Consider the following 22,932-nt stretch of genomic DNA (forward strand, 5'->3'; position numbering starts at 1 on the left):
GTCGCCCCAGCGGGTAGCGGTCGGCGGCGGGGCGGACCCCGAGCGGTGCCAGGCGCCGGCAACCGAGCCCTACCCACGCGTCCCGGCCCCACGGCCGCCTATGAAGATCTTCTACTGGCCGCCGACAGGCGTACAGTTGACGGAACTGGTAGCTGCGCCGCCACCTCATTCTTCGGCCGAGCACGCAGCGTCTGGATGTCGAATCACCGGCCTCGGTGGACCTTGTTCTCACCCGCAACGGGCCAGGACCCGCGCCTGCATTGGTCTTGACGATGGGAGAGTCCGATGGCGTCACCAGTCATGCATCGGGGAACCAGTTCGAGGGCCGTGACCGAAGCCCTGTACCGCGCTGTCGTCGCGGCCGGTCAAGCACCGTCAGCTCACAACACACAGCCGTGGCGGTGGCACCTGACCGGCGCCGTTCTGGATCTGTTCGCGGATCCCGACCGGATGGCCGGTGTTCCCGATCCCGCCGGACATCTCACGGCGGTCAGCTGTGGGGCTGCCCTGCATCACGCGCGTCTGAGTCTGGCCGCCCAGGGCTGGCACGTGACCGTCGATCGCCGGCCCGCCTCCACCTGTTCCCGGCATCTGGCACGCCTGCACATCGACGGTGCGGCTCCGGTCAGCTCCGGCACCGCCCGGCTTGCACGCGCCATCCGGCAACGGCACACCGACCTGCGGCCCGTCACCGGCTGGCCGATCGAGCCGCAAGAGTTGCGGATCGTCGTCAGAGCCTTCGCCTCGCACGACATCCGCGTACACATTCTGCGTCCCGACCAGATCCTCGTCCTGACGGTGGTAGCCGCTCACTCCAGCGCGCCGGGATTCGCCGAGCAACAGTGGCACGATCAAATGGCGCTGTGGGCCGGCGCCGACCGGATCGCCGGGGCCGGCGACGACCTTCGGCTGCCCGTCCAACAAGGCGAACACGACCGGGCCGCGACCTTCGTGCTGCTCCACGGGCCAGGCGATCACCCCGCGGACTGGCTGTCCGCCGGCGAGGCGCTATCCGCGGGCTGGCTGGTCGCCACGCAGTACGGCATGTCCGTGATGCCCTTCTCCGCGCCGATCGAGCAAGGCCGCTGCCAGGCGAACCTCAGGCATGTGGTGTCCGACCTCGATCACCCGTACCTCATGATGCGTTTGGGCCGCCACAAGAGCCCGGCGCTCGCACCGCCCACCCCACGACTGAGTGTCGAGCAGATCATCGAGCGCGTGCAGGCACGCTGAGAGGACAGCGCTCGATACGCACTTCTGCCGACGAGCGGAAACACGCGGGCCGCGTTTCCGGCAGGATTCAGTCTGTGACAGACCGACCCGAGCCGGATGCCGAGAGCGAGACCCGTCCCCCGCGCGGGCGGCTGCGAGCCTGGGCCGTCGCCCGTCCGGCCGACGTGATCGACGTGTTCGTCTACGTGATCGTCCTGAACCTCGCCGTTCAGTACCTCCCGGCGGTCATCAGCGAAACCTTCACCCTCTCGCTGCTGACCGCCGCCCTGCTCAAGGTCACACTCGAGGTGGTGCTCCTGCTCAAGGCCGCCGTTCTGGCTCGGCTGCGCGGAGCAGCCACCCGCTGGGCGAAGACGACAGCTGCCCTGATGCTCTGGGTGGTTGCGGCTGGGAGCAAGCTCGTTGTGCTCTGGCTGGTCGACATCGTGTTCGGCGGTGCGGTCAGTTTGGGAGGCTTCATACCCGTCACGCTGCTCGTCATCGCTTTGCTGGTGTCGCGGGCGGCAGTCAGACGTCTTCTCTACGGCACGACCGTCCCGGGCTGACGCACGGCCTGGCCGCCCAGCCTCGTGCGAGGCCGGATCCGGCCGACGCGCGGATCTGCCGCAGACAACGCGCGGCCGGCTTGCCGAGCCCGTTACCGAGCGTAAGAGGCGCGCGGTTCGGCGACAGGCGGATCCGCCGCAACCGGCGGTGGTGGGGCGTTCTTGGGGAACGTCGTTCAGGGCCGCCCCCGGCGTACGCGCCGGGGGCGGCCCTGAACGGGAGCCTCGACCTCAGCGTCCGGTGATGGTGAAGCCCGAGCCCGGCTGGATGACGATGTCTCCGTCGGCCGAGTTCGTGATCGTCACGTTGGACAGCGTCGCGTTGCCGCGGGCGCCGCCCATGGCCAGGATTCCCGCGCCGTTCCGGGAGCCGTCGATTCTGACGTTGGTGATCGCGACGTTCGGCATGTTGCCGCCGCCGGTCTTGAACTGGATGCCGTCGTAGGTGGAGTCGGAGATCTCGGTGTCCCGGATGGTGACGCCGGTGATGTCCCGCGACGACGGGAACAGCGTGATCGCACCGAACTCCTGCGCCTCGCCCCAGAACGCGCCGCCGGTGCGGTAGAGGCCGTTGTTGGCGATCAGGGTGGTTCCGCCGAACGGCAGCGGGCTGTGGTCTGTCGCCAGCATGATGCCGGGGTAGTTCATCGTGTCGTAGACCAGGTTGTTCTCGATCGCGTTGTTCGATCCGCCGTAGATGGCGAGGCCGTTCGCCCGCCACGGCAGTTGCACGGTGTTGTTGACGAGGCGGTTGTTCGACGCGATGTCCACCGCCTGGTCCTTCACGTACGGGTTGGCCCAGACCGCCAGTGAGTCGTCGCCCGTGGTGCGGAACGAGGAGTTGAACACCCGCGAGTTGCGCGTGCCGTTGCTGAAGTTGATGCCGTCCGCGTAGGTGTTGCGGATGCGCATGCCGGAGAATTCGAGCCCGTCACCGGGGTTCCAGTAGGCGGGGGTGTCCGAGTAGTCGCGGCCGACCCAGGCGCCGACGTTGACGTGTTCGATCCAGACGTTGCTGATTCTGGTGTTCTTGCCGAATCGGCCGTTGAGGGCGTGACCGCGGTTCGCCCGGTTCTGGGTGTTGCCGAAGATCGCCAGGTCGGAGATCTGCGTGTTGTCGTCGATGTCGAAGCCGACGTTGCCCTCGTGCGGGTGGTTGATGTTGCCCGCCACGTTCTGCGGCTGGGTGTTCGTGTAGAGCTGGGAGTGCCACATGCCGGCGCCCCGGATGGTGACGTTGCGAAGGCCCTTCTGGTTGTACTGGCCACGGGCCGGGTCCGGCGTGAGGATCTTCTGCTCCTGGCGCCACTGTCCGGCCGGTATCCAGACGCAGCTGATCACGCCGTTCTGGTTGTCCGTCACGGCCCGCTGGATGGCCGCGGTGTCGTCGTTGCCGTCGTTCGGGACCGCACCGTACGTGGTGATCGAGGTGCAGCCGGCCGGCTGGCTCGCGGCCGGCGCCACCTGCTCGAGGTCGATGAAGTCGATGATGTAGAACGACGCGTTGTCCCCGGCGTCGCGCTGCAGCTTGAAGCGGGTACCGGCCGGATACGACTGGGAGAGCAGCGCGTGCGACTCGTCGAACAACCGCCGGGCGTCGGCCGAGGGCGAGTTCGACAGGCTCTCGGTGTCGTCAGTCGTGCCGTAGACCCAGCTGTTGCGCGAGGAGAGCGTCAGTTTCCGTACGAACTGGTCGTTGATGTAGAGGCTGATGCTCGCCTCCTGGCCGCCACCGCCCGGGGCGTCCGGGACGGAGTTGCGGACCACGATGGAGTTCGCCTGGTTTGTCGAGGTGAACTCGACGAACTGGCCGGTGCTGTTCAGCCGTACCGATCTGCGTCCCGAGGACTCGGTGGCGAAGTTGGTGTGCCCGAAGGTGCGGCGGGCGTCGGTCTCCAGCAGGGTGCCCTGGTAGCGGCCGGCCTCGGCCTCGTACTCGACGTACGGCACCGCCGCGCCGCGGCCGACCACGACCGAGCGGGTCAGCACGTTGTTGCTCTCGTTCGTCTCGGCGACGGCGCCGGTCGCGTCCGCGGTGGCGGTCAGGGTGGCTCCGCCGCTGGTCGCGGTCCAGGTGCCGGTGACGGCCACGGTGGCCGTCGCGCCGGCGTCGATTGCCGGGGTGGCGCCGCTCAGCGTCGTGCCGCCGGCCGTGAGCCGGGTCGTCGAGGCGCCGGCGGCGCTGGTGCCGCGGTTGTGCACCGCGACGGTGAACGAGACCGCCGCGCCGACGGCCGGGTTCGCCGGGTTCGTCGTGATGCCGGTGACCTGCAGGTCCGGACCCGGCGCTTGACCGACCACCAGCTGCGTGGACGCGGTGAAGGTGTTGTTGCCGTTGTTCTGTTCCGCGACCGTGTTGTTCGGGTCGACCACCGCAGCGACGGGATAGCTACCCATCGGCTGGGCACCGATGTTCGCCGAGACGGTGGTCGACGCGCCGGGTGCGAGGGCGCCGGCCGGTGCGCTGCCGACGACGTTGCCGCCCAGCTTGAAGTCCACGGTGGTAGCGGGCGCGGCGGCCGTGCCCTGGTTCTTGACCGTCGCCGAGAGGGTGATCGCGGTGGTCTCGCCCGGTGACTGGGGTGTCCAGGTCGCGGCGGTGACGACGAGGTCGGGGTTCGGTGCCCAGCCGCCGATCACCTGCAGGTCGGCGACCTGGCCGCCGGGCGCTCCGGTGTTGCCGAAGAACTGCAACTGGACGTCCGCCGCGCGACCGGTGACCGGGATCGTGATCGAGTTCTGGTTGCCGGCCGGGTTGAAGGTGTAGTCGGCCCGGGCCTTCAGCGGGGTGAATCCGGTCGCGGTCTGTGCCCGGCCGAGAACCTGGAAATTCTGGGTACGGGTGCTCCAGATCGGGTCCGGGTTGAGCTTGACGACGATCGCGGTGATGTCGGCATCGGCGCCGAGCTGCACGGTCAGCGTCGCCGGGTAGCCGTTGGATTCCCAGTAGCTGGTCGGGTTGGTGTCGTTGGCGTTGCCGGCCACGAAGTCGTACATGGACGACGACGCCGCGATCGGTTTGCCGCCGGCCAGGTTGGTGCCCGTCGGCGGTTCGCCCGGATCCCCGCCCCCGTCCGTACCGTGGATCTCGAACTCGGCGAGCTGAGCGGCCGGCCACCCGGTGTTGCCGGTGATGTTCACCCGTACGTACCGGACGGTTGTGGTGTCGAAGTCGAGGGTGACCGTGTTGGCCGTGGCCGGATCGAAGATGCGGCCGGCCGAGGGGGAGAGCGCGCTGAAGCCGCTGCCGTCGGTGCTGCCCTGCACGCTGAGCGTCTGGGTACGGGTGGCCCAGGCCGCCGCGGGTGGCAGCTTGAGCACGACCTGATCGACGCCGACGGCGCTGCCGAGATCGATCTGTACCCATTGCGGAAACGCGTTGGCGGGGCCTTCCCAGTACGTCTGCGGGTTGCCGTCGTTGACGTTTGCCGCGACGTAGGGGCCGTTGGCGCCGCTGGCGGTGACCGGCTTGCCGGCGGCGAGATCGGGTCCGGCGGCCGCACGTGCGGGCGTGGGGGCGAGCGCAACGGCGGCGGTCAGGCCCGCCGCGAGGAGACGGGCCAGCAGCCTTCGGCTGAGTTGCTTGCGTGTCATGGCGTCTCAGTTCTGTGAGAACGACGGGGGAGGGCGGCGAGGTGCAGGCGGCGGAGGTGAACGAAGCAGGGCGGGCGGGAGCGTCCGGCCTGGATCTTTCGGGTGGTGCCACAGAAATTTCGTTGTAGTTGCCAACTTCTTGCGGCACGGGGAATTCAAAGTTTCAGATTCATCACTGGTTTGTCAACGGCAAGCACTGGCTGCCGGCGGATCCGGCGGTAGCGCCGCGGCCAGTCCTGGTTCGGGGAACGTGGCGGCTGAGTTGAGTAGGTGGCTCCGCTTCGTGGGCGGGGCCGTAGAAGTTGAGCACCCACCTCCGCTTCGTGGGCGGGGTCGTAGAAGTTGAGCACCCACCTCCGCTTGCTAGGCTGGGCAGGTGACTGACGCCGTCCGAACCGCGCGGCCGCTGCGCCGGGACGCCGAACTCAATCGGCAGCGCATCATCGAGGCCGCTCGTGAGGTCTTCGCGGCACGCGGCGTGGCTGCCACCCTCGACGACATCGCCCGCCAGGCCGGCGTCGGGATCGGCACGGTGTACCGGCGCTTCCCGACGAAAGAGGCTCTGCTGGAGGTCGCGCTGGAGGAGAAACTGCGCGAGCAGGTCCGGGTCGCCGAGGCGGCACTCGAGGCACCCACCGGCTGGGACGGGCTCACCATGTTCCTGCGAGCCGTGGCGCGGATGCAGGCAGCCGATCGGGGCCTGCGGGATCTGGCGCTGGGCGCCGAGCTGAACCTCACGCTGTACGACCGCATCCGCGAACGGGTGGAACCGCCCATCACCGCGCTCGTCGAGCGCGCGCAGAGCGAGAAGTCCCTGCGACCCGACATCACCGTCCACGATGTTCCACTGCTGCTGATGATGGTCACCGAGATCGCCCACCACAGCCCTCAGGTCCGTCCCGACCTCCATGACCGCTACCTGCAACTGCTCATCGACGGGCTGCGCCGCTCCGAGAGTGCCGGCGACCTCGGCCGGCCACCGTCGTCCGACGATGTCGACGCCGTCGCGAAAGCGTGGCTGCCCAGTGCTGCCGCGCGTGGCTAGTCAGTGGACGACGGCGCGCCGGTGCAGCCACCACGTCAGCACATCACCGATGTTGATGAGGGCGTCGATCTGTGAGCGTGTCAGCACCATGGTCACGCCGCCGGTGTCGAGTAGACGCTCTCGCGGTCAGGTGCCCGTCGCGGACCTCGACGATCCGGTCGACCCGGGCCAGCGCGGCGGGGTGGTGCGAGATGACGAATGTGGTGCGGTTGTGGGTGAGCCGGTGCAGGCCGTCGAGCACCAGCGCCTCGGAGTCGCGGTCCAGGCCGGTGGTGGGTTCGTCGAGGATGAGGATCGGGGCGTCGTGCAGCATGGCGCGGGCGATGGCGATGCGCTGCCGTTGCCCGCCGGAGAGGGTGCCGCCGCGTTCCCCGATCCTGGTGTCGAGTCCCTGGGGGAGCCGGTCGAGGAACTCGGTCACATGGGCCCGCGTGGCCGCCTCCCACACCCGGTCGAGCGACGCCGTGGGATCGCCGTACCGGATGTTGTCCATGATCGTGCCGTAGAACAGGAACGGTTCCTGCAACACCAGGCTTATCTGCCGGCGCAGGTCGGTCAGGTGCAACTCCCGGATGTCCATGCCGTCGAGCAGGATGCTGCCGGCCTGCGGGTCGTAGAACCGGGGGATCAGGCTGACCAGGGTGGACTTGCCGGCGCCGGTGCGGCCCACGATGCCGACGTGCTCGCCCGGCTCGACGGCCAGGCTGGCCGCGTTCAGCACTCGCGGTTTCGCCGGGCCGTAGGCGAAGGTGACGTTGCGCAACTCCACCCGCCCGCGTAGGCGGCGGACCGGCCGGGCGTCGCGGACCTGGGGGATCGTGTCGTCGGTGCGCAGCATGGCATCGACACGTTCCGCGCTGGCCACCCCTTGACTCACGATGTAGGACATCTTCGACAGTGCCCGCATCGGCCGGTACAACGACCGGAGGTAGCTGAGGAACACCAGTAGCACTCCCAGGCTCATCCGGCCGTCGAGCACGCGCTGGACCCCGGCGTAGGTGACCAGCAGGGTGCCGGCGAGTGACACCAGATCGACCAGCGGTGGCAGGCCGGCCCGGAGCCTGATCGCGCGGAGGCCGGCCGTCAGGCTCTCCCGGCTGTGGCCGGCGAACCGGTCGTCCTCGAGTCCCTCCCGGCCGAACGCCTGCACCACCCGGATCGCGCCGAGTGTTTCGCTGGTCATCGCCGCGAGGCCGGCATCGGCTTCCCGGGCTGACCGGGACGCGCGCCTGATCTTGCGGGTGAAGTGGTAGGTCACCAGGAACAGCGGCGGCGCGATGCTCAGCGCCAGCAACCCGAAGGACGGTTCGACCAGCACCATCACCACGGCGAGTCCGGCCAGCATCACCGCGTTCGGGATCAGCGTGCCGAAGATCGCCACCAGCATGTTCTGTGAGCGGTCGATGTCGGTGGTGAGCCGGGCGACCAGGTCGCCGACCCTCTGGTCGAGGTGGAACGACAGCGAGAGGCGCTGGACGTGGGCGAACAGCGCGCCGCGGATGGTCACGATGATCCGCGCCCCGGACCGGTTCATGAGCAGGTCGCTGATGTAGCCGATCAGCGCGGACAGGCCGACCAGCAGCACGGTCGCCGCCAGTGCCCGGATGAGGACGACGGACCGGTCGTCGCTCGATCCGGCGATCAGGGTGGGAAGCCAGCCGTCCTGGGGCCGGCCGCCGACGACCCCGTCGACTATCACCTGCAGCGGCCACGGCTGTGCCAGGGCGAGCAGTGTTCCCAGCACCACCAGCAACGCGCCGGCGCCGAGGGCCGGCGCGTGCGGGCGCAGGAACCGCCGGAACCGCCACGCCGCCTTCAGCATCCACGCACCCCGGGCCGGCCGGCGATCACGGGTACGGTCACGCGGCGGCGACCGGTGCGGGCCGCCCGGCCTGCCGGTCACCCAGCTGCTCGACCAGCGATGCGACGACGGTGCCGAGATCCGTGGTGGGAACGCATGGCCCGGCGCCGGCCAGTTCGATCTCCTGACAGGCGAGTGGGCTGTTGGTCACGACCCCGGTGACCGCGAGAACGTCGTGGCCCATCTGGCGCAACTGCCTGGCTCCGGCGACGGCCGCGAGACTCTCCCGGGTCGCGAGCACGATGTGCGCCGGTCCCAGCCAGCCGGAAAGTGCTCGCAGGATCAGCTCGGTCTCGCGTTGCAGCAGTCCGTCGGCGATCTCCAGCACTCCGGCCTGGACCGCCGTGGCCTGGAGCTGGCCGGTCAGTCCGGCGACGATCGCCGCGAGGTCCGCCCGGTCGCAGCCGTCGGTGGACGGCCAGCCCATGTCCAGGAAGTCGAGGACCGGGTCGGCGCCGGCGTCGCGGAACGACGTCAGGTCGCGCGGGCTTGCCGTACCGGTGAGTTTGGCGGCGCCGACGCGGTATCCGGCGCCGGTGAGACCGTGGATGATCGACGCGCAAGCGGTCGTCTTGCCGGCGTCCATCGCCGAGCCGGCCACCACGATCCAGGTCGGCTTCGGGCCGATCGGCTGGGCGGGCGGCAGGAGGAACGACCGGACGTTGAGCGGGCGGCCCGCGTGGTGGGCCTGAGCGAGCACCCGAAGCGTCGTCGGCGGGGCCACTTCGGCGCTGCGCCCCACCACCTCACCGCAGAGGCCGGACGCACTGAGCATTTCGGTGACGTCCCGGGTGACGCGGCCGCGTCCTTGCAATGTCGACGTCGAGTACCGGTTGCCCACCACGCACGTGATCCGGTCGCCGGGGTAGAGCATGGCGCGCCGGCCGTCGGCGGTGTCGAGGTGCCGTAGCAGGGACGGGGTGATCACCTCGCAGGCCAGTACGTCGCCGATGATCGGGGACCCGACCGGCAACCAGGTCACGTCCAGCCCTGCCGGTAGCCGGCGGGTCATCCAGGCCGTCTTGGTGGGCGCGAAGTCCATGTCCTGCCCCTTCTCTGCACCGTCGTGCGCCCCGTCTCGGCGGGCACGGCGCCTGTCGTCCAACGAGGTCGCGTCTCCGCTGGCGTGGTGTAAGGGGCGGCCAGCGCTGATCCGTAGTTTGATGATCTTATGCGGCAATGGTGGTTGTTTCGATGATTTCGGTGTCGTGTTCACTGGGGTCGACCGTGAGGCATGAGGGGTGTGGCCTGCGACATTCGGGCATCGGGCATGATCTACCGGTGCCCGCTGAGAAGAACCCACCCGCGGGGCCGGCCCGTGTCGACACCTGTGTGCTGCCGCTGAACCGGCGGCGGCGTATGCGGCGAGCCCTCTTCCTGCTCGGTGCCGCCCTGACCGTTCCGGTGTTGATCGTGCTGGTCGTGCTGGTCATGACTGGCACCGGGCAGCTGGTGTACCTGCTCGCACCGGGCTTCCTCGCCGTGCTGACCGTGCCGTTCGGCATCGCCTGGATCGCCCGGCCGAGCCGGTTGCCGAAGGCGGATCCGGTGCTCGACCGGACCGGCATCAGGCTCAGCGCGGACGGCCGGTTGCTGCGCCGCGACGTGGTGCTCCCCTGGGACCGGGTGAAGACCCTGACGATCACTTTCCGCACCCTCACCGTCGACCCCGCGGCATGGTCGGATCTCGGCGGCGACGACGAGGTCGAACGCGGGCGCTGGGCGAAGCGGGAACGGAAGAGCAAGGGCCGGCGCGCCCTCCAGTACGGCCTGGCCAAGGGGCTTCCGTCCAGGGAGCGGCTGCGTGACGTCGTCGACGACCTGAGCGGCGGACGGGTCGACCTGCACTGAGGCCTACGCTTAGGCTCGGCTGATGAACAACACCGCGCTGCGGCAGCCGGAGCTCTGGCGGCCGCTCGTGTCCGCGCTGCGCGGCGGCGCCCCCGCGGGCACTCGGGAGATCGAGTTCCGCGGCACTGTCCATCCCGGTTCGTACGGCGGCTCGGTCTTCGACGACGGTGAATCGCGCCATGGTGGCGGTTCTGTCCTGGACGCGCTGAAACCGCCGGCCGCTCTGGTCGAGGGCCCGGGCGTCGCCGTCCGCGCCCTCGTGACCGCGGCGGGGGCCGCCGAAGTGGACATCGTGGCGGGCGCGCCCCAGGTGTCGTTCGGGATGGGCAGCACGATCCTGGAGACGGTGCTGCTCGTCGACGGGGCGGACCCCGAGCCGTACCGGCGGGTGCCCGTCCACCATGACGGGGTGACGACGTCGCCGAACGCCGACCCGGAGGTGGTACGGGCGCTGGTGCGCCGGATTCTGCCCGGCGCACAGGCCGCGAGCCCGGCGGCGCTGGCGGCCGCCGAGTCCTCGCTCGGTGCCGCGCTGCCCGCGGACGTGCGGGCACTGTATCTGTCGGCCGGCGCCGGCGACCTGGTGCTGCCGGCGGACCCGGAGCTGTTCTACGGCATGAGCATCGTCGCGCTCGATGACGCGGCGGCCCGGGAGTATCTCGAGCCGCGGTCCCGGTACGGGTCCTGGACGGACGGCGCCATCGAGGTCGTCGCACCCGATCCGGCCGAGCGGGTGCAGCCGTTGGCGGCCTCTCCGGCATGGTTCGCCGTCGGTGACGACTTCGGCGGCAATCTCCTGGTCGTCGACCTGGAACCCGGCCCACGCGGACATGTCGGACAGGTCCTCTACGTGGACCACGAGTTCCCCGCGGGCGCCCGCTGGCTCGCGCCGTCGCTGACCGAGCTGCTCACCGGCCGGCCGAGCGAACCGGCCGAACCCGGCCCGGAGGGCGGCCTGGTGGTCCGGATCGGCCCGCGCGGCCGGACTGTCGCCGATGTCCTCCCGGACACCGAGGTGGTGGTCGTCAGCGCCGCGCCGGAGCCGACGGACCTGTCCGGTCTCGCCGGCAACAAGACGGTTCGGACCCTGGTGGTCAGCCACTCCGCCACTGTCACGAACCTGGACGTGGTCACCACGCTGCCGGGGTTGGAGTACCTGGAACTCGGCACCGCGAACTGGCAACAGCTCCTGCGTGCCGACCGGGTGCCGCCGACCCTGCAGGCCGCCGGGATGCAGGGTCGCGCGGACTGGGGCACGACCGTCGAGGTCGTCGACGCCCTGCTCGCTCGCTGGGACCGCCCCCGAATCGACGTGACGCGCATCCGGTTGTCCCGCGGCTAGACGATCCGGCCGTCGCGGACGAGGCACGCCGACGAGGCGGCGCTGTGCCACCACCCGTTCGGCACGCCGCTGCTGCTGCACGACCTGATCGAGGCCGAACAGCGGCTCACCGCTCTTCGGCGTCCGAGGTGCCGGCCAGGCGGATCGCCCGGCTGCGCTCGACGGCGTCGCGGGCCCGCAGCCGGGTCTCCACGGCCTCCCGGCGGACCCGCTGGGACCACTCCCGCCAGTCGCCCGGGCCGTCGTGCCAGGTCGACGACGTGCCGGCCCGGTCCGGCTCCTCGGTGACGGGTCCGGCGACGCCGAGACGGGCCAGCAGACCCATGGCTTCCAGTACGCGGACGACCGTCGGCGCCGGATCACACAGCACCATCGCGACGCCCGCCGCGTCGGCCGCCTCCCGGCAGGCGAGCAGGCATCGTACGCCCACGGCGTCGACGAACGTCAGTCCGGAAAGATCCAGTTCCACCTCGGCGACAGCCCCGCCGACGAACGAGTCGGCGACAGCGGCCATCAGCACGTGTGTGGTGTGCCTGTCCAGGTCACCGCGGACACGCAGGCGCACCCGCCGCTCGGGCGCGGTGGCGACGCGGTCGATTTCCAGATCGTTCGGGGCAGAGAAGAAGGTCATGCGACTGTCCCGACGTCGAGGAGCTCCCGGCCGAAATTGTATCCGCCGCCGTGGCCGCCGCCGGACGACGCTCGGACCCGTACCGGGTGATACAGATAAAAGGGACGGGACTCCACGCTGGAAAGGCTGACGAGGTGGCCGAGCAGGTAGGTGACCAGGACGAGTTGTCAGCCGTGGTCGGTGACCCGTGGGTGGTTCGTTCCGCGTTCGAGCAGCTGCCGTTCGTGGCCTACGCCACCGAGGGCCCGGATCACCGGTTCGTGGCGTGCAACGCCATGTTCCGCGGCTATGTCGGCCGTGACCGCATGATCGGCGCCCGGCTGCGTGACTCGTTCCCCGAAGCGATGGGCCAGCAGATCGAGCCGATCTACGATCAGGTGTTCACATCGGGGCAGCAGGCCCACATCCGCAACTTCCGGGCGCAGATAACTCTGCAGAACACCGGCGAGCAGGTCGAGATGTACGTCGACCTGCGACTGCATCCCCGCCGCGATCCGGACGGTCGCGTCGTGGGCGTCCTCGTCGACCTGGTCGACGTCACCGAGCAGGTCCGCGAACGGCAGGCCGAACGGCAACGGGCCGCCGAGACCGAACGCCGCCTGGAACAGGCCCTCGACGTCATCACCACCCTGCAACGGGAACTGCTGCCCGCCGGAGTGCCGGTCCTGCCCCGGGTGCAGGTGTCGGCGAGCTACCTGCTCGCCGACACCGACACCGCGGCCGGCGGTGACTGGTTCGACTCCCTCGCCCTGGCCGACGGCAGGGTCGCCCTGATCGTCGGTGACGTGGTCGGGCACGGCGTGGCCGCCTCGGCGACCATGGGACAGCTACGGGTGCTGCTCCGGCAACGACTCGCCGCCACCGCGGACATCGCCGCGGCGCTGTCGGCGCTGGACACCGCCGCCGCCGAGATCCGCGGCGCGCGGGCGAGCACCGTGTGTGTGGTGCTGCTCGACCCCACCAGCGGCAAACTGGAGTACTGCACCGCCGGCCACCCCCCACCGCTCGTGCTGTCCACCGACGGCGGGTTCCGCTACCTGCCGGCCACCGGCGCGGGACCGGTCGGTGTCGGCCGGACGTTCACCGGCGCGTCGACCGGCACCGCCGAACTGGCCGACGGCGAACTGGTGCTGCTCTACACCGACGGCATCCTCGAACGCCCCGGCCGCGACCTGCCCGGCAGCACCGTCGAACTCGCCGAGGCGGCGGCCGCCATCGCCGCCGACCGGGCGTTCCGCGGAGACACCGACATCCCGGCCGAACGCGTGTGCGTGCAGACGCTGGAACTGCTGACCCGGGCCACCGGCCACACCGACGACATCACCCTGCTGGCCGCACAGCGCGTCACCGCGCCGCCGCCGCTGAACCTGCCCGTGATCGCCGACCGCACCGCACTGAGACCCCTGCGCGCACGCGTGCAGGCGTGGCTGACCGAGGCGCGGATCGCCCAGCCCGACGCCGGCGCCATCACGCACGCGATCGTGGAACTCGCCACCAACGTCGTCGACCACGCCTGGATCGACACGGCAGCACAGCAGAACGCGTTCACCGTCACCGCCGCACTGACCGGCACCGGCCACGTCGAGGTCCGGGTCACCGACCGTGGCCGCTGGCGAGAACCCGCCCCGTCACCCGACCGCGGACTCGGCCTGCACATGACCTCACAACTGGTCGACAGTCTGCGCGTCGACCACGACGAGACCGGCACCACCGCCACCGTGACCCACCGGGTGAGCCGGCCGGCCCGCCTGCTGACCGCCGACGACCTCACCTGGGCGACCACCGACCGGAAACCCGTCCCGGCCGACTTCCTGCTGATTCTGGACCAGCCCTTCGCCCCCGGCCCCCGCCTCCGCGTCGACGGTCCGGTCGACGCCGCCACCGTCATCGAGTTCGACCGCGAGATCCGCACCGCGGGCTCCACCGGCACCCGCTCGCTGACCGTCGACCTCACCGGCGTCACCCACCTGGCCAGCGCGGGTGTCGCCGCTCTGCACCGGCTCAGCGCCCTGCACCGCGACAACAACACCCACCTGCGCCTGTACGCGCCGGCCGGCACCCCCGCGGACACCATCCTGTCGCTCGTGACCCTCGGCCACCACACCCGCGACCCCGACATGGCCGCCTGAACCCGGGTGTGAGGCGTGCGCCGGAGGTGGATCTCTAGGCTGGGGGCATGAAGGTTCTGTCCATCCAGTCGGCGGTGGCCCACGGCCATGTCGGAAACTCCGCGGCCGTGTTCCCGCTCCAGCGCATCGGTGTCGAGGTCGTCCCGGTTCCCACGGTCAACTTCTCCAACCACACCGGGTACGGGGCCTGGCGCGGGCCGCTGCTTCCCCCGGCGGACGTCGCCGAGATCATCCTCGGCGTGGAGGACCGCGGAATCTTCCCGCACATCGACGCGGTACTGTCCGGCTACCAGGGCGGGGCCGGCATCGCCGACGTCATCATCGACGCGGTGCGCCGGGTGAAGGCCGCGAACCCCTCGGCCGTCTACGCCTGCGACCCGGTCATGGGCAACGCCAAGTCCGGCTGCTTCGTCGCGCCCGAGATCCCGGTGCTGCTGCGGGACCGGGTCGTGCCGGTGGCCGACATCATCACCCCGAACCAGTTCGAGCTGGGCTTCCTGACCGGCACCGAGCCGGCGACCATCGAGTCGACCCTCGACTCGGCCGACCTGGCCCGTGCCATGGGGCCGTCGACCGTGCTGGTCACCAGCGTGGAGCGCCCGGACCGGGAGGCGGGCACGATCGAGATGCTCGTCGTGGACGCCGCCGGCGCCTGGCTGGTCACCACCCCACATCTGCCGTTCAAGGCGAACGGGTCGGGCGACGTCACGGCGGCGCTGTTCACCGCCCACTACGTGGCTACCAAGGACGCGGCCGTGGCGCTGGAACGTACCGCCTCCAGCGTCTTCGACCTGATCGACATGACCTACCGCTCCGGCGAACGCGAACTCCGGTTGGTGCAGGCCCAGGACTTCTACGCCACGCCGCGCATGCAGTTCAGCGCCAAGCAGGTGCGCTGACGTCCTGACGGGGGTGAGCCGGCCCGGATGCATGAGCAGGGCCGCCGTGATGAACGGTCGCGGCGGCGGTCATGGGCGCCGGGCCGCGGTGGGCGGCCCGGCGACCACGATCACGGCCAGACGTACGGCGACCGGGCCGGTTTCGGCTCGTGCGGCTGCTTCACCGGATGGGCCGCGAACTGTTCGGCGTGCAGCCCGAAGGACCGGTCCAGCTTCGGCATCCAGTACGCGTCGTCGTGCCGCCCGGCGCCCAACTGGTAGTCGTGCCGCACACCCTTGGCGGCCAGCGCCGTGCTCATCTGCTGCGCCGCCGCCCCGAAGCGGTACTCGTCGGAGTCGCCGCCGTCGAAGTAGTACCGGTGCCGGTCGAGGTCGGCCGCCGGCATCCCGGCGACCAGCGTGAGCGGCCGCAGCCCGGCGTTGGCGGCCTGCTCGGCGGACGTCCCGGCCAGCGGCGGCAGGCTCAGCGCGCCCATGTGGCCGGCGATCGAGCTGAACACCGCCGGGTTGGTCAGCCCGAGCGTGAACGCCCCCTGCCCGCCCATCGAGACGCCGCTGATCCCGCGGTGCTCCCGGTCGGAAATGGTCCGGTACGCTCGGTCCACCAGCGGCACGATCTCGTCCACGATCATCGTCCGGTACCTACCGGCAGAGGTGTCGACGTACCAGCCGCTGCCGCCGTCCGGGAACACCACGATCGCCTCGACGCCGAGCCTGTCCAGGACGCTGTCGATGTCGCGGGCCTCCCACTCGATGTTGCTGCCGTTGAACCCGTTCAGCATGTAGACGACCGGGAACCGTTTGGCGCTGGTGCGGGTGTAGCCCGGCGGCAGGTAGACGTTGAACTGCGCACGCCGGCCCATCGCCGCCGACTGGTAGTCGTCGCGGAAGAACCGGGAGTGGTCGCCCAGTTCGACCGGCCTGCGCGGGTCGAGGTAGAGCAGCTCCCGGGTCGGCGGCAGCCCGGTCCAGGTGCGGATGGTGTCGACGACGAGCCGGCGCTGGCCGTCCACGTACACCTCGGCCTGCGCGTCGGTCAGTGTCACCTTGCCGGCCTTGAGCAGCTCCCGCAGGTCGGCGATGCGGCGCGAGGCGGTGTCACCCTGGTGGAGGAACCCGTCGGCCAGCGTCGCGGCATAGCCGCGGATGTCCCCGGCGGCGACGGCGCGATGCTGCCGGTCCAGCACGGCACAGGCATGAGCCAATTGGGTACGGGTGGCGGCCGTACCCGTGTTGCCGGCCAGCGCTCGTAGCCGCGCCTTCGAGTAGAGCCCGACCGGGCCCTGGTAGAAGCCCCCGCCACCGGTGCCGTCGTAGATCCGCACGGCGAGGACGTTGGTGGCGCCCCATTTCAGCAGGCCGTCCGCCGGGTAGTACTCGCGCGGCACCTCCCAGGTGGAGTCGAAGGTGGGCGGGAAGCCCCCGGTCCGCCCGATCTCCTGCCCGTTGAGGAACGCCTGATCCGCGTCGTCGATCTTGCCGAGCGCGGCCACGACGGCCGCGTCGGTGACCCCGTCCGGCCGCGCCGGCAGGGTGAACGTCTTGCGATACCAGGCGAAGCCGTCGTACGAGGTGAGGTCCGTGTGCGCGCCCCAGTTGTCCGGAACGCTCCAGTCCCGCCAGGCCGTGTCGGCGAAGGACGGATCCGACCAGGCCGGATCGTCGCCGGTGGTGAACTTCCAGCCGTCGCCGGCCAGATCCACCCCGAAGTCGACCGACCCGGTGGTGGCGCACGCGGTCGACGAAGGCCCAGCTGAAGCCGATGTGGGAACGTTCACACACGTAAGCGAAAGGAGTATGGTGCCCAGCAGAGCGCGGGTTTTCAGTGACATGAGGTGCCCCCAAGGACGAGTCCACAGACTCAAACAGGAAACATGCTGAACGCACATTCGCAACATTCATGTTCCGTGTCAACAGGGGCAGGCCGCCGAGAATTCGGTGTTGGAAAATGTGCAAAACGCCCCGACAGCCGTGGTGATCGCAGGCGATCACCACGGCTGCCCGCAGCCCGTTCATGGTGCCGCCGGTGCCCCATGCCCCCCAGCGGTGGGCATCGGGCCGGTTCACGGATCAGAACGGCGCAGGGCCACTGCCGGTGAGCGATATCAGAATCTGCGTCGCGAGCAGTTTCCGGATACCGGTGACGGCTACAGCCCCGATCTGGTCGTAGGGCAATTCCAGGTACAGTCCGTCACTCGCGTTCCGGATCTCCGCGCTGATCTGGTCCGGACGGAAGGTACCGCTCCAGCCGTTGATGCCTCCTCGCTGGTTGGTACTCAGCGAAGCCATGCCGGACACCTGTGTGCCGCCGACAAGGATCAGCCTCGCCGGCCCGGAGTAGGTCGTCATAGTTGCCAACCGTAACCGGCCCCCCGGCGGGTGCCACGCCGGAGTGACCTGAACGCCGCCGGGTCGCGTGCTACTGGGCGGCACGACGGTAGGCGGCGAGCATGATCAGCGGCAGAGAGGTCCAGTGGGGCGAGGTCATCGGCGAGCGGCAACGGTGATGGGCTTGCCGGTGTTCGGAATCGCGGAGAGCGGGTGACTACGGTCCGGGCGAGTCGCGAAGGTCAGCCGGCAGAGTGTCGAGTAGCGGGGCGCGCACCGCACGGACGTCGTCGCGGCGGGCCTCGGCGCGGGCGGCCGGCCGGGTGCTCAGACCCTCCGGTTCGGCGTCGCCGGAGGTCCAGGCGATACCGCCGGCCTCCGCCTCGCCGGCCAGGTCCGTGACGGTCCGGCCGACCTGAAACCCCGGACACCCGGAAGTGGGGTTTCATCGCCGCGGGGTGAGTCGCGGATGGCGGTCGTGCTCTCGAACGGGCTGTCGGGGGAGTCGGCGAACCTGACCGGTGGTGGCTCCCTCATCCGTCCAGGTGATCTTCGATGCGCGGCATCACAGCGGGTGGGGGCAAGCGGACGACACACGCGGCGGGGGCGCCGAACGGCTCCAGGGTGGCGCCGTCGGCGGGGGCGCCGTTCTTCTCGAGGATGCCGCGGATCACTCCGGCGTGCAGGGCGCACATCGCGTCCGGGTTCTTCCCGACCAGGTCCAGGAACGGGCACGTGTGCAGATGCACCGGGATCTGGCCGGTCTCGGTGGCCGGCTGGACCGACGGGGCGAAGCCCAGCCCGTCCAGGACCGTGGTGACGGCCTCGACCGGGTCGCCGGCCGGCGGGGCGGCCGCGGCCAGCTGATTACCCCAGTCGCGGCCCACCCGGCCGGCGGTGGCCCGCACGTCCGCGCCCTCGCCGGTGACATGGTCCAGCAGGGCGGCGGCCAGCGCCCGGTACGGAGCGGGCACCGGATCGGCCGTGGTGGCGCGGTAACGCCACGCCGGGCGGCCGGGGAGGCCGCCGCTGGCCCGGGCCTTGACCAGCAGGCCGGCGTCGACCAGCCGCTCCAGATGGACGCGAGTGGTCGACATGTGCTGACCGGTCCGATCGGCGACGTCGGCGGCGGTCAGACCACCGGCCGCCTCCCGGATCAGCCCCAGGATCGTCACCCGGCTGTCCGACCCCAGCGCCCGGTGCCGGGGAGTTTCCGCGATCGCGCCGTTCGGCCCTACCCGCATGGTTTCCACGGTCAATAACGTTATAACGCCGAACAGCGTTGAAACCAGGAGGGCCCCATGTCCCACAACACCGATGCCGACGAGCGCGCCGCTCAGGCCGTGGTGACCCACCACCGGCAACTGGCCGCCGCGCTGACCGGGCACGTCACCGACCTCGTCACGGCCGCGGAGATGGGCGGCCTGCGGCAGGTCTGGCAGCACCGCGACGTCCTCCTCGGCTGGCTGCACACCGAACTGCTGCCCCACGCGTACGCCGAGGAGAACGCCATGTATCCGGCGGCCGCCGCCCGGCCGGAGGGGCGGCTGCTGGTCGACGGCATGCTCGACGAGCACCGGACCATCGCGGCCCTGGTCGCCGAACTGGAGGAGACCAGCGCGCCGGTCGCCGCCGCGGCCGCGGCCCGCGCTCTGCAGGCCGTCTTCTCCACGCATCTGGCCAAGGAGAACGACCTGGTCGTACCCCTGCTGGTGGCCGCCGGCGACGTCAGCCTGGCCGACCTGCTCGACGGCATGCACGACCTGATCGGCGGCGGCGGGCAGGAGGGCTGCGGCGGCCACTGCGGCTGCGGTGGGGACGCGCCCAGCGAGGGACCGGCCGCGGTGCTGAGCATCGACCCGCGCCTGGACGTCCGCGACCTGCCGCACGGACAGCGGCACGCCCGGGTGCTGGCGGCGATCGACGCGCTCCCGGCCGACGGGGCGCTCGTCCTGGTGGCGCCGCACGCCCCGATGCCGCTGCTCGCCGAGATCGACGCCCGCTACCACGGCCAGGTGGCCGCCGCATGGCTCCAGGAGGGTCCGGACGTGTGGCAGATCCGCCTCCAGCGGGTGGCCGTCGCGGTCTGACACCCGAGGGCCGGCGCGGAGTCCGCGCCGGCCGAGGGGATCAGGCGGGTAGGCCGCCGACCTGCGTGTTCACCCAGGCGCGGATGGACGGCAGGTCGCCGTAGATGGACGGGGCGGTGGCGCAGACGGAGCTGTTGTTGCCGGCGCGGCTGGTGACGCCGATCAGTGCCCAGCGGCCGCTGACCTGGCGCACCTGCGGGCCGCCGGAGTCGCCGTAGCAGGCGCCGGCGTTGCCGTTGGTGTTGTTGGTGCAGATCTCGTACGCCGCGTCGATGCCCGAGCAGCGGCTGTCGGCGACGATCGAGGTGTTCAGCTCGTTGGCGACCCGGGGTGTGGAGCCGCAACCGCGGGTCGGGCAGGTCTGGCCCCAGCCGATGATGCGGGTGGCGGTGCCGACGGCGCCCGAGGCGGTCGGGATCGGGGCCGGCGCGTGGGTCACCGACGACGCCAATTCGAGCAGTTTGACGTCGATCCGCGGGTGGTTGACGGCCCGGCGGACCGCCACGACGGTGCCGCCGCTCGCGCGGTCGACGCTGCCCACCCGTACCGAGCTGGGGGTGGGGCAGTGTTTGGCGGTGACCGCCCAGTTCGCCTTGATCAGCGAACCGGTGCAGCCGGACACGTAGACCATGAACGAGTAGTTCTCGGTGGCGGGCTGGCCGCCGACGACCAGCGGGCCGGGGTCGCCGGGTGCGGCGAGGGCGGCGGCGGGCGTGAACAGGCCGGCGACGGCGACGACGGCGGCCAGCAGGATCCGGGCTGGGGTGCGCATAGAACGTCCCTTCTGCCTTCGGGGGAACGGGCGGGGTGCCCGGCCACGAAGATTGCCAGAAAGTTACGTTCATCAATACATCCCAGGTGGTGCCTCTGGTTTGGATGATGAACCGGCTGAATCGGCCACTGTGGATTAATCTGGGACGGTGAACAGGCAGGGATATTTCCAGAGGATCGTCGTTGTGGCGGCCGCCGCGGTGCTGGTCGCGGGGTGCGCCAAGGAGGACACCGGCGGGACCAGCGGGAGCGGGGTCCCACTGATCAGATCGGGCGTGCTGACCACCTGTACCCACCTTCCCTACGCGCCCTTCCAGTCCAAGGACTCCAGCGGCAAGGTCGTCGGCTTCGACGTGGCGCTCATCGATCTGGTCGCCACGAAACTCGGCGTCACCCAGGAGATCGTCGACACGCCGTTCGAGGGCATCAAGTCCGGCTCGGACCTCAACTCCGGCAAATGCGACGTGGCCGCCGCCGGGATGACCATCACCGACGAGCGCAAACAGGTGCTCGACTTCTCCGAACCGTACTTCGACGCCACCCAGGCGCTCGCCGTGCTCGCCGGCAGCCCGGTCAAGACCCTGGAGGAATTGACCGGCAAGCGGCTCGGCGTGCAGGGCGGCACCACCGGCGAGGACTACATCAAGAAGCAGGTGGCGGAGAAGAAGCTCGACATCGAGGTCGTCTCCTACCGTGACCTCGCCGCCCTCCAGCAGGCGCTCGCCACCAACCAGGTCGTGGCGGCGGTCAACGACCTGCCGGTCTGGAACGAGTACATCAAGGCCAACCCGGGCAAGGTCGCCGTCGCCGCCGGGTTCGACACCGGAGAGCAGTACGGCTTCGCCGTCAAGAAGGGCAACACCGCGCTGCTCAAGACCGTCGACGAGGCGATCGCGGCGGCGCGTGCCGACGGGACGTACGACAAGATCTACGCGACCTGGATCGGGGACAAGCCCACTTCATGAGGTTGAGTCCCCGCCGCCGGCGACGGATCGCACAGGCCGCCGGCTATCTCGTGTTCGCCCTGGTGATCGCCGTCGTGGTGGCCGCCGCCGACTGGGAGCGCCTGTCCGAGGCGTTCTTCCGGCTCGACATCGCCCGGAGCATGTTCCCCGGGGCGATCACCGTGGCGTTGCGCAACACGATCGTCTACACGCTGCTGGCGTTCGTGTTCGGGCTGACGCTGGGGCTGATCCTGGCGCTGATGCGGTTGTCGTCGATCCCGCCGTACCGGTGGTTCGCGACCGCGTACATCGAACTGTTCCGGGGTTTGCCGGCGCTGTTGGTGCTGTTCATGGTGGGGTACGGGGTTCCGCTCGCGTTCCCGGACCGGGAGATCCCGGGCGGCGTCTACGGGTCGGTGACGGTCGGCCTCGGGCTGACCGCCGCCGCCTACATGGCCGAGACCATCCGCGCCGGCATCCAGGCTGTCCCGAAAGGGCAGCTGGAGGCGGCCCGCACGCTCGGCATGTCGCACACCCGCGCGATGATCTCGATCGTGCTGCCGCAGGCGTTCCGGATCGTCATCCCGCCGCTGACCAACGAGATCATCCTGCTGACCAAGGACACCTCCCTGGTGTACGTGCTGGGCGTCACGGCGACCACCATCGAGCTGACCAAGTTCGCCGGCGACACGCTGAACACCCGGGTCAACCCGACGCCGCTGGTGGTGGCCGGGCTGCTCTACCTGCTGATCACGCTGCCGATGTCGCAGCTGGTCCGCGGCCTGGAGCGCCGCGCCGGAAGGGAACGCTGATGTCCACCATCGAGATCGAGGGCCTGTACAAGTCGTTCGGCGCCCTGGAGGTGCTGCGCGGCATCGACCTGGCGGTGGAGCCGGGCGAGGTGGTCTGTGTGATCGGGCCGTCCGGTTCGGGCAAGTCGACGCTGCTGCGCTGTGTGAACCTGCTCGAACAGCCGACCGCCGGGACGATCCGGGTGGCCGGGGTGGAGGTGACCGACCCGGACTGTGACATCGACGCGGTCCGGCGCGGCATCGGCATGGTGTTCCAGCAGTTCAACCTGTTCGGGCACCTGACCGTCCGGGAGAACGTGACGATCGCCCAGCGGCGGGTCCTCAAACGCGGCCGGGCCGAGGCCGACCGGATCACCGCCGAGAACCTGCGACGGGTGGGTCTGACCGAGAAGGCGGCCGCCTACCCGGCGCAACTGTCCGGCGGGCAGCAGCAGCGGGCCGCGATCGCCCGGTCGCTGGCGATGAGCCCGCGGCTGATGCTGTTCGACGAGCCGACCAGCGCGCTGGACCCGGAGCTGGTCGGGGAGGTGCTGGCGGTGATGCGCACGCTGGCCGGCGAGGGCATGACGATGCTGGTGGTGACGCACGAGATGGCGTTCGCCCGGGAGGTCGCCAACCGGGTGGTGTTCATGGACGCGGGCGTGATCGTCGAGCAGGGGCCGCCCGCCGAGGTGTTCGGCCGGCCACGCGAGGAACGTACCCGCGAGTTCCTGCACCGGGTGCTGGAGCCGCTGGACTGACCTACCTGTGAGCATCTAAATCTATAGATGTATGGGGGATTGACCCCAGGTCAGTGGGAGCGCTCCCGAGAAGCGGGGTTGATCGCGCGCATCGATGTCCGTGAGGGTGGCTGGCGG

19 protein-coding genes are annotated in these 22,932 nt (G+C 70.3%); 11 read left to right on the forward strand and 8 right to left on the reverse strand.

The genetic code is table 11. The annotated features are described in order from the left end of the window. The first annotated feature begins 327 nt into the window (after positions 1-327). Together KZ829_RS21730 and KZ829_RS21735 are read left to right on the forward strand one after the other, a co-directional pair. Positions 328-1,233, forward strand: a complete 906-nt coding sequence (locus tag KZ829_RS21730; protein ID WP_220145764.1) for a nitroreductase family protein — start codon at positions 328-330, stop codon at positions 1,231-1,233. A 74-nt stretch (positions 1,234-1,307) separates the two neighbouring features. Further along, positions 1,308-1,778 carry a hypothetical protein gene (locus tag KZ829_RS21735; protein WP_220145765.1) on the forward strand — a complete coding sequence of 157 codons (471 nt, stop codon included), beginning with the start codon at positions 1,308-1,310 and terminating at the stop codon, positions 1,776-1,778. A 231-nt stretch (positions 1,779-2,009) separates the two neighbouring features. Here KZ829_RS21735 and KZ829_RS21740 read toward each other — a convergent pair whose 3' ends face one another. Continuing rightward, the gene (locus KZ829_RS21740) at positions 2,010-5,372 is read right to left on the reverse strand and encodes a CARDB domain-containing protein (RefSeq protein ID WP_220145766.1); all 3,363 of its coding nucleotides are present in this window, start codon (positions 5,370-5,372) and stop codon (positions 2,010-2,012) included. Between the two features lie 376 nt (positions 5,373-5,748). Between KZ829_RS21740 and KZ829_RS44095 the strand changes: the two genes are divergently transcribed. Continuing rightward, the gene (locus tag KZ829_RS44095) at positions 5,749-6,417 is read left to right on the forward strand and encodes a TetR/AcrR family transcriptional regulator (RefSeq protein ID WP_308285605.1); all 669 of its coding nucleotides are present in this window, start codon (positions 5,749-5,751) and stop codon (positions 6,415-6,417) included. Between the two features lie 43 nt (positions 6,418-6,460). Here the strand turns inward: KZ829_RS44095 and KZ829_RS21750 are convergent, their stop codons facing one another. Together KZ829_RS21750 and KZ829_RS21755 are read right to left on the reverse strand one after the other, a co-directional pair. Then, positions 6,461-8,239 carry an ABC transporter ATP-binding protein gene (locus KZ829_RS21750; protein ID WP_220145767.1) on the reverse strand — a complete coding sequence of 593 codons (1,779 nt, stop codon included), beginning with the start codon at positions 8,237-8,239 and terminating at the stop codon, positions 6,461-6,463. 37 nt (positions 8,240-8,276) lie between these two features. Then, positions 8,277-9,320 carry a hypothetical protein gene (locus KZ829_RS21755; protein WP_220145768.1) on the reverse strand — a complete coding sequence of 348 codons (1,044 nt, stop codon included), beginning with the start codon at positions 9,318-9,320 and terminating at the stop codon, positions 8,277-8,279. Positions 9,321-9,559: 239 nt separating this feature from the next. On the opposite strand from KZ829_RS21755, the gene KZ829_RS21760 reads away from it, so the two are divergent. Together KZ829_RS21760 and KZ829_RS21765 are read left to right on the forward strand one after the other, a co-directional pair. Beyond that, a complete protein-coding gene (locus tag KZ829_RS21760; RefSeq protein ID WP_220145769.1) occupies positions 9,560-10,129 on the forward strand; it encodes a hypothetical protein in 570 nt (189 codons plus the stop codon). 22 nt (positions 10,130-10,151) lie between these two features. Continuing rightward, positions 10,152-11,471, forward strand: coding sequence for an SMI1/KNR4 family protein (locus tag KZ829_RS21765; protein WP_220145770.1), 1,320 nt, complete (start codon positions 10,152-10,154; stop codon positions 11,469-11,471). 106 nt (positions 11,472-11,577) lie between these two features. Here KZ829_RS21765 and KZ829_RS21770 read toward each other — a convergent pair whose 3' ends face one another. Next, positions 11,578-12,102, reverse strand: coding sequence for an STAS domain-containing protein (locus KZ829_RS21770; protein ID WP_220145771.1), 525 nt, complete (start codon positions 12,100-12,102; stop codon positions 11,578-11,580). Between the two features lie 134 nt (positions 12,103-12,236). On the opposite strand from KZ829_RS21770, the gene KZ829_RS21775 reads away from it, so the two are divergent. Continuing rightward, a complete protein-coding gene (locus KZ829_RS21775) occupies positions 12,237-14,231 on the forward strand; it encodes a SpoIIE family protein phosphatase (RefSeq protein WP_308285606.1) in 1,995 nt (664 codons plus the stop codon). Between the two features lie 47 nt (positions 14,232-14,278). Next, positions 14,279-15,130 (forward strand): pyridoxal kinase PdxY, encoded by an 852-nt coding sequence (gene pdxY, locus KZ829_RS21780; RefSeq protein ID WP_220145772.1) that lies wholly within the window; start codon positions 14,279-14,281, stop codon positions 15,128-15,130. Positions 15,131-15,240: 110 nt separating this feature from the next. Here the strand turns inward: pdxY and KZ829_RS21785 are convergent, their stop codons facing one another. From KZ829_RS21785 to KZ829_RS21795, 3 genes are all read right to left on the reverse strand, one after another. Further along, positions 15,241-16,908 carry an alpha/beta hydrolase gene (locus KZ829_RS21785; protein ID WP_220145773.1) on the reverse strand — a complete coding sequence of 556 codons (1,668 nt, stop codon included), beginning with the start codon at positions 16,906-16,908 and terminating at the stop codon, positions 15,241-15,243. A gap of 292 nt (positions 16,909-17,200) precedes the next feature. Beyond that, positions 17,201-17,479, reverse strand: coding sequence for a hypothetical protein (locus KZ829_RS21790; protein WP_220145774.1), 279 nt, complete (start codon positions 17,477-17,479; stop codon positions 17,201-17,203). A 512-nt stretch (positions 17,480-17,991) separates the two neighbouring features. Further along, positions 17,992-18,702: a helix-turn-helix transcriptional regulator gene (locus KZ829_RS21795; RefSeq protein WP_220145775.1), complete on the reverse strand. Its 711-nt coding sequence runs from the start codon at positions 18,700-18,702 to the stop codon at positions 17,992-17,994. Between the two features lie 57 nt (positions 18,703-18,759). Here KZ829_RS21795 and KZ829_RS21800 point away from each other — a divergent pair, with 57 nt between their 5' ends. Next, positions 18,760-19,548: a DUF2249 domain-containing protein gene (locus KZ829_RS21800; RefSeq protein WP_220145776.1), complete on the forward strand. Its 789-nt coding sequence runs from the start codon at positions 18,760-18,762 to the stop codon at positions 19,546-19,548. Positions 19,549-19,588: 40 nt separating this feature from the next. Here KZ829_RS21800 and KZ829_RS21805 read toward each other — a convergent pair whose 3' ends face one another. Next, a complete protein-coding gene (locus tag KZ829_RS21805; RefSeq protein ID WP_220145777.1) occupies positions 19,589-20,320 on the reverse strand; it encodes a S1 family peptidase in 732 nt (243 codons plus the stop codon). A gap of 148 nt (positions 20,321-20,468) precedes the next feature. On the opposite strand from KZ829_RS21805, the gene KZ829_RS21810 reads away from it, so the two are divergent. From KZ829_RS21810 to KZ829_RS21820, 3 genes are read left to right on the forward strand one after another with little or no spacing between them, the layout of a single operon-like run. Next, positions 20,469-21,284, forward strand: coding sequence for a basic amino acid ABC transporter substrate-binding protein (locus tag KZ829_RS21810; protein ID WP_308285607.1), 816 nt, complete (start codon positions 20,469-20,471; stop codon positions 21,282-21,284). Continuing rightward, positions 21,281-22,075, forward strand: coding sequence for an amino acid ABC transporter permease (locus tag KZ829_RS21815; RefSeq protein WP_220145778.1), 795 nt, complete (start codon positions 21,281-21,283; stop codon positions 22,073-22,075). Before KZ829_RS21810 ends, KZ829_RS21815 begins: the two co-directional genes overlap by 4 nt. Next, positions 22,075-22,815 carry an amino acid ABC transporter ATP-binding protein gene (locus KZ829_RS21820; RefSeq protein ID WP_220145779.1) on the forward strand — a complete coding sequence of 247 codons (741 nt, stop codon included), beginning with the start codon at positions 22,075-22,077 and terminating at the stop codon, positions 22,813-22,815. The genes KZ829_RS21815 and KZ829_RS21820 overlap by 1 nt, the downstream gene beginning before the upstream one ends. Positions 22,816-22,932: the final 117 nt, after the last annotated feature.

The organism is Actinoplanes hulinensis, from assembly GCF_019429605.1.
In the GTDB taxonomy this organism is placed as follows: Bacteria; Actinomycetota; Actinomycetes; order Mycobacteriales; family Micromonosporaceae; genus Actinoplanes; species Actinoplanes campanulatus.

Coding starts and splice junctions, on each gene's coding strand:
- KZ829_RS21740 (WP_220145766.1), bottom strand. CDS start 5,372: ATGACACGCAAGCAACTCAGCCGAAGGCTGCTGGCCCGTCTCCTCGCG.
- KZ829_RS21750 (WP_220145767.1), bottom strand. CDS start 8,239: ATGCTGAAGGCGGCGTGGCGGTTCCGGCGGTTCCTGCGCCCGCACGCG.
- KZ829_RS21755 (WP_220145768.1), bottom strand. CDS start 9,320: ATGGACTTCGCGCCCACCAAGACGGCCTGGATGACCCGCCGGCTACCG.
- KZ829_RS21765 (WP_220145770.1), top strand. CDS start 10,152: ATGAACAACACCGCGCTGCGGCAGCCGGAGCTCTGGCGGCCGCTCGTG.
- KZ829_RS21770 (WP_220145771.1), bottom strand. CDS start 12,102: ATGACCTTCTTCTCTGCCCCGAACGATCTGGAAATCGACCGCGTCGCC.
- pdxY (WP_220145772.1), top strand. CDS start 14,279: ATGAAGGTTCTGTCCATCCAGTCGGCGGTGGCCCACGGCCATGTCGGA.
- KZ829_RS21790 (WP_220145774.1), bottom strand. CDS start 17,479: ATGACGACCTACTCCGGGCCGGCGAGGCTGATCCTTGTCGGCGGCACA.
- KZ829_RS21795 (WP_220145775.1), bottom strand. CDS start 18,702: ATGCGGGTAGGGCCGAACGGCGCGATCGCGGAAACTCCCCGGCACCGG.
- KZ829_RS21800 (WP_220145776.1), top strand. CDS start 18,760: ATGTCCCACAACACCGATGCCGACGAGCGCGCCGCTCAGGCCGTGGTG.
- KZ829_RS21805 (WP_220145777.1), bottom strand. CDS start 20,320: ATGCGCACCCCAGCCCGGATCCTGCTGGCCGCCGTCGTCGCCGTCGCC.
- KZ829_RS21815 (WP_220145778.1), top strand. CDS start 21,281: ATGAGGTTGAGTCCCCGCCGCCGGCGACGGATCGCACAGGCCGCCGGC.
- KZ829_RS21820 (WP_220145779.1), top strand. CDS start 22,075: ATGTCCACCATCGAGATCGAGGGCCTGTACAAGTCGTTCGGCGCCCTG.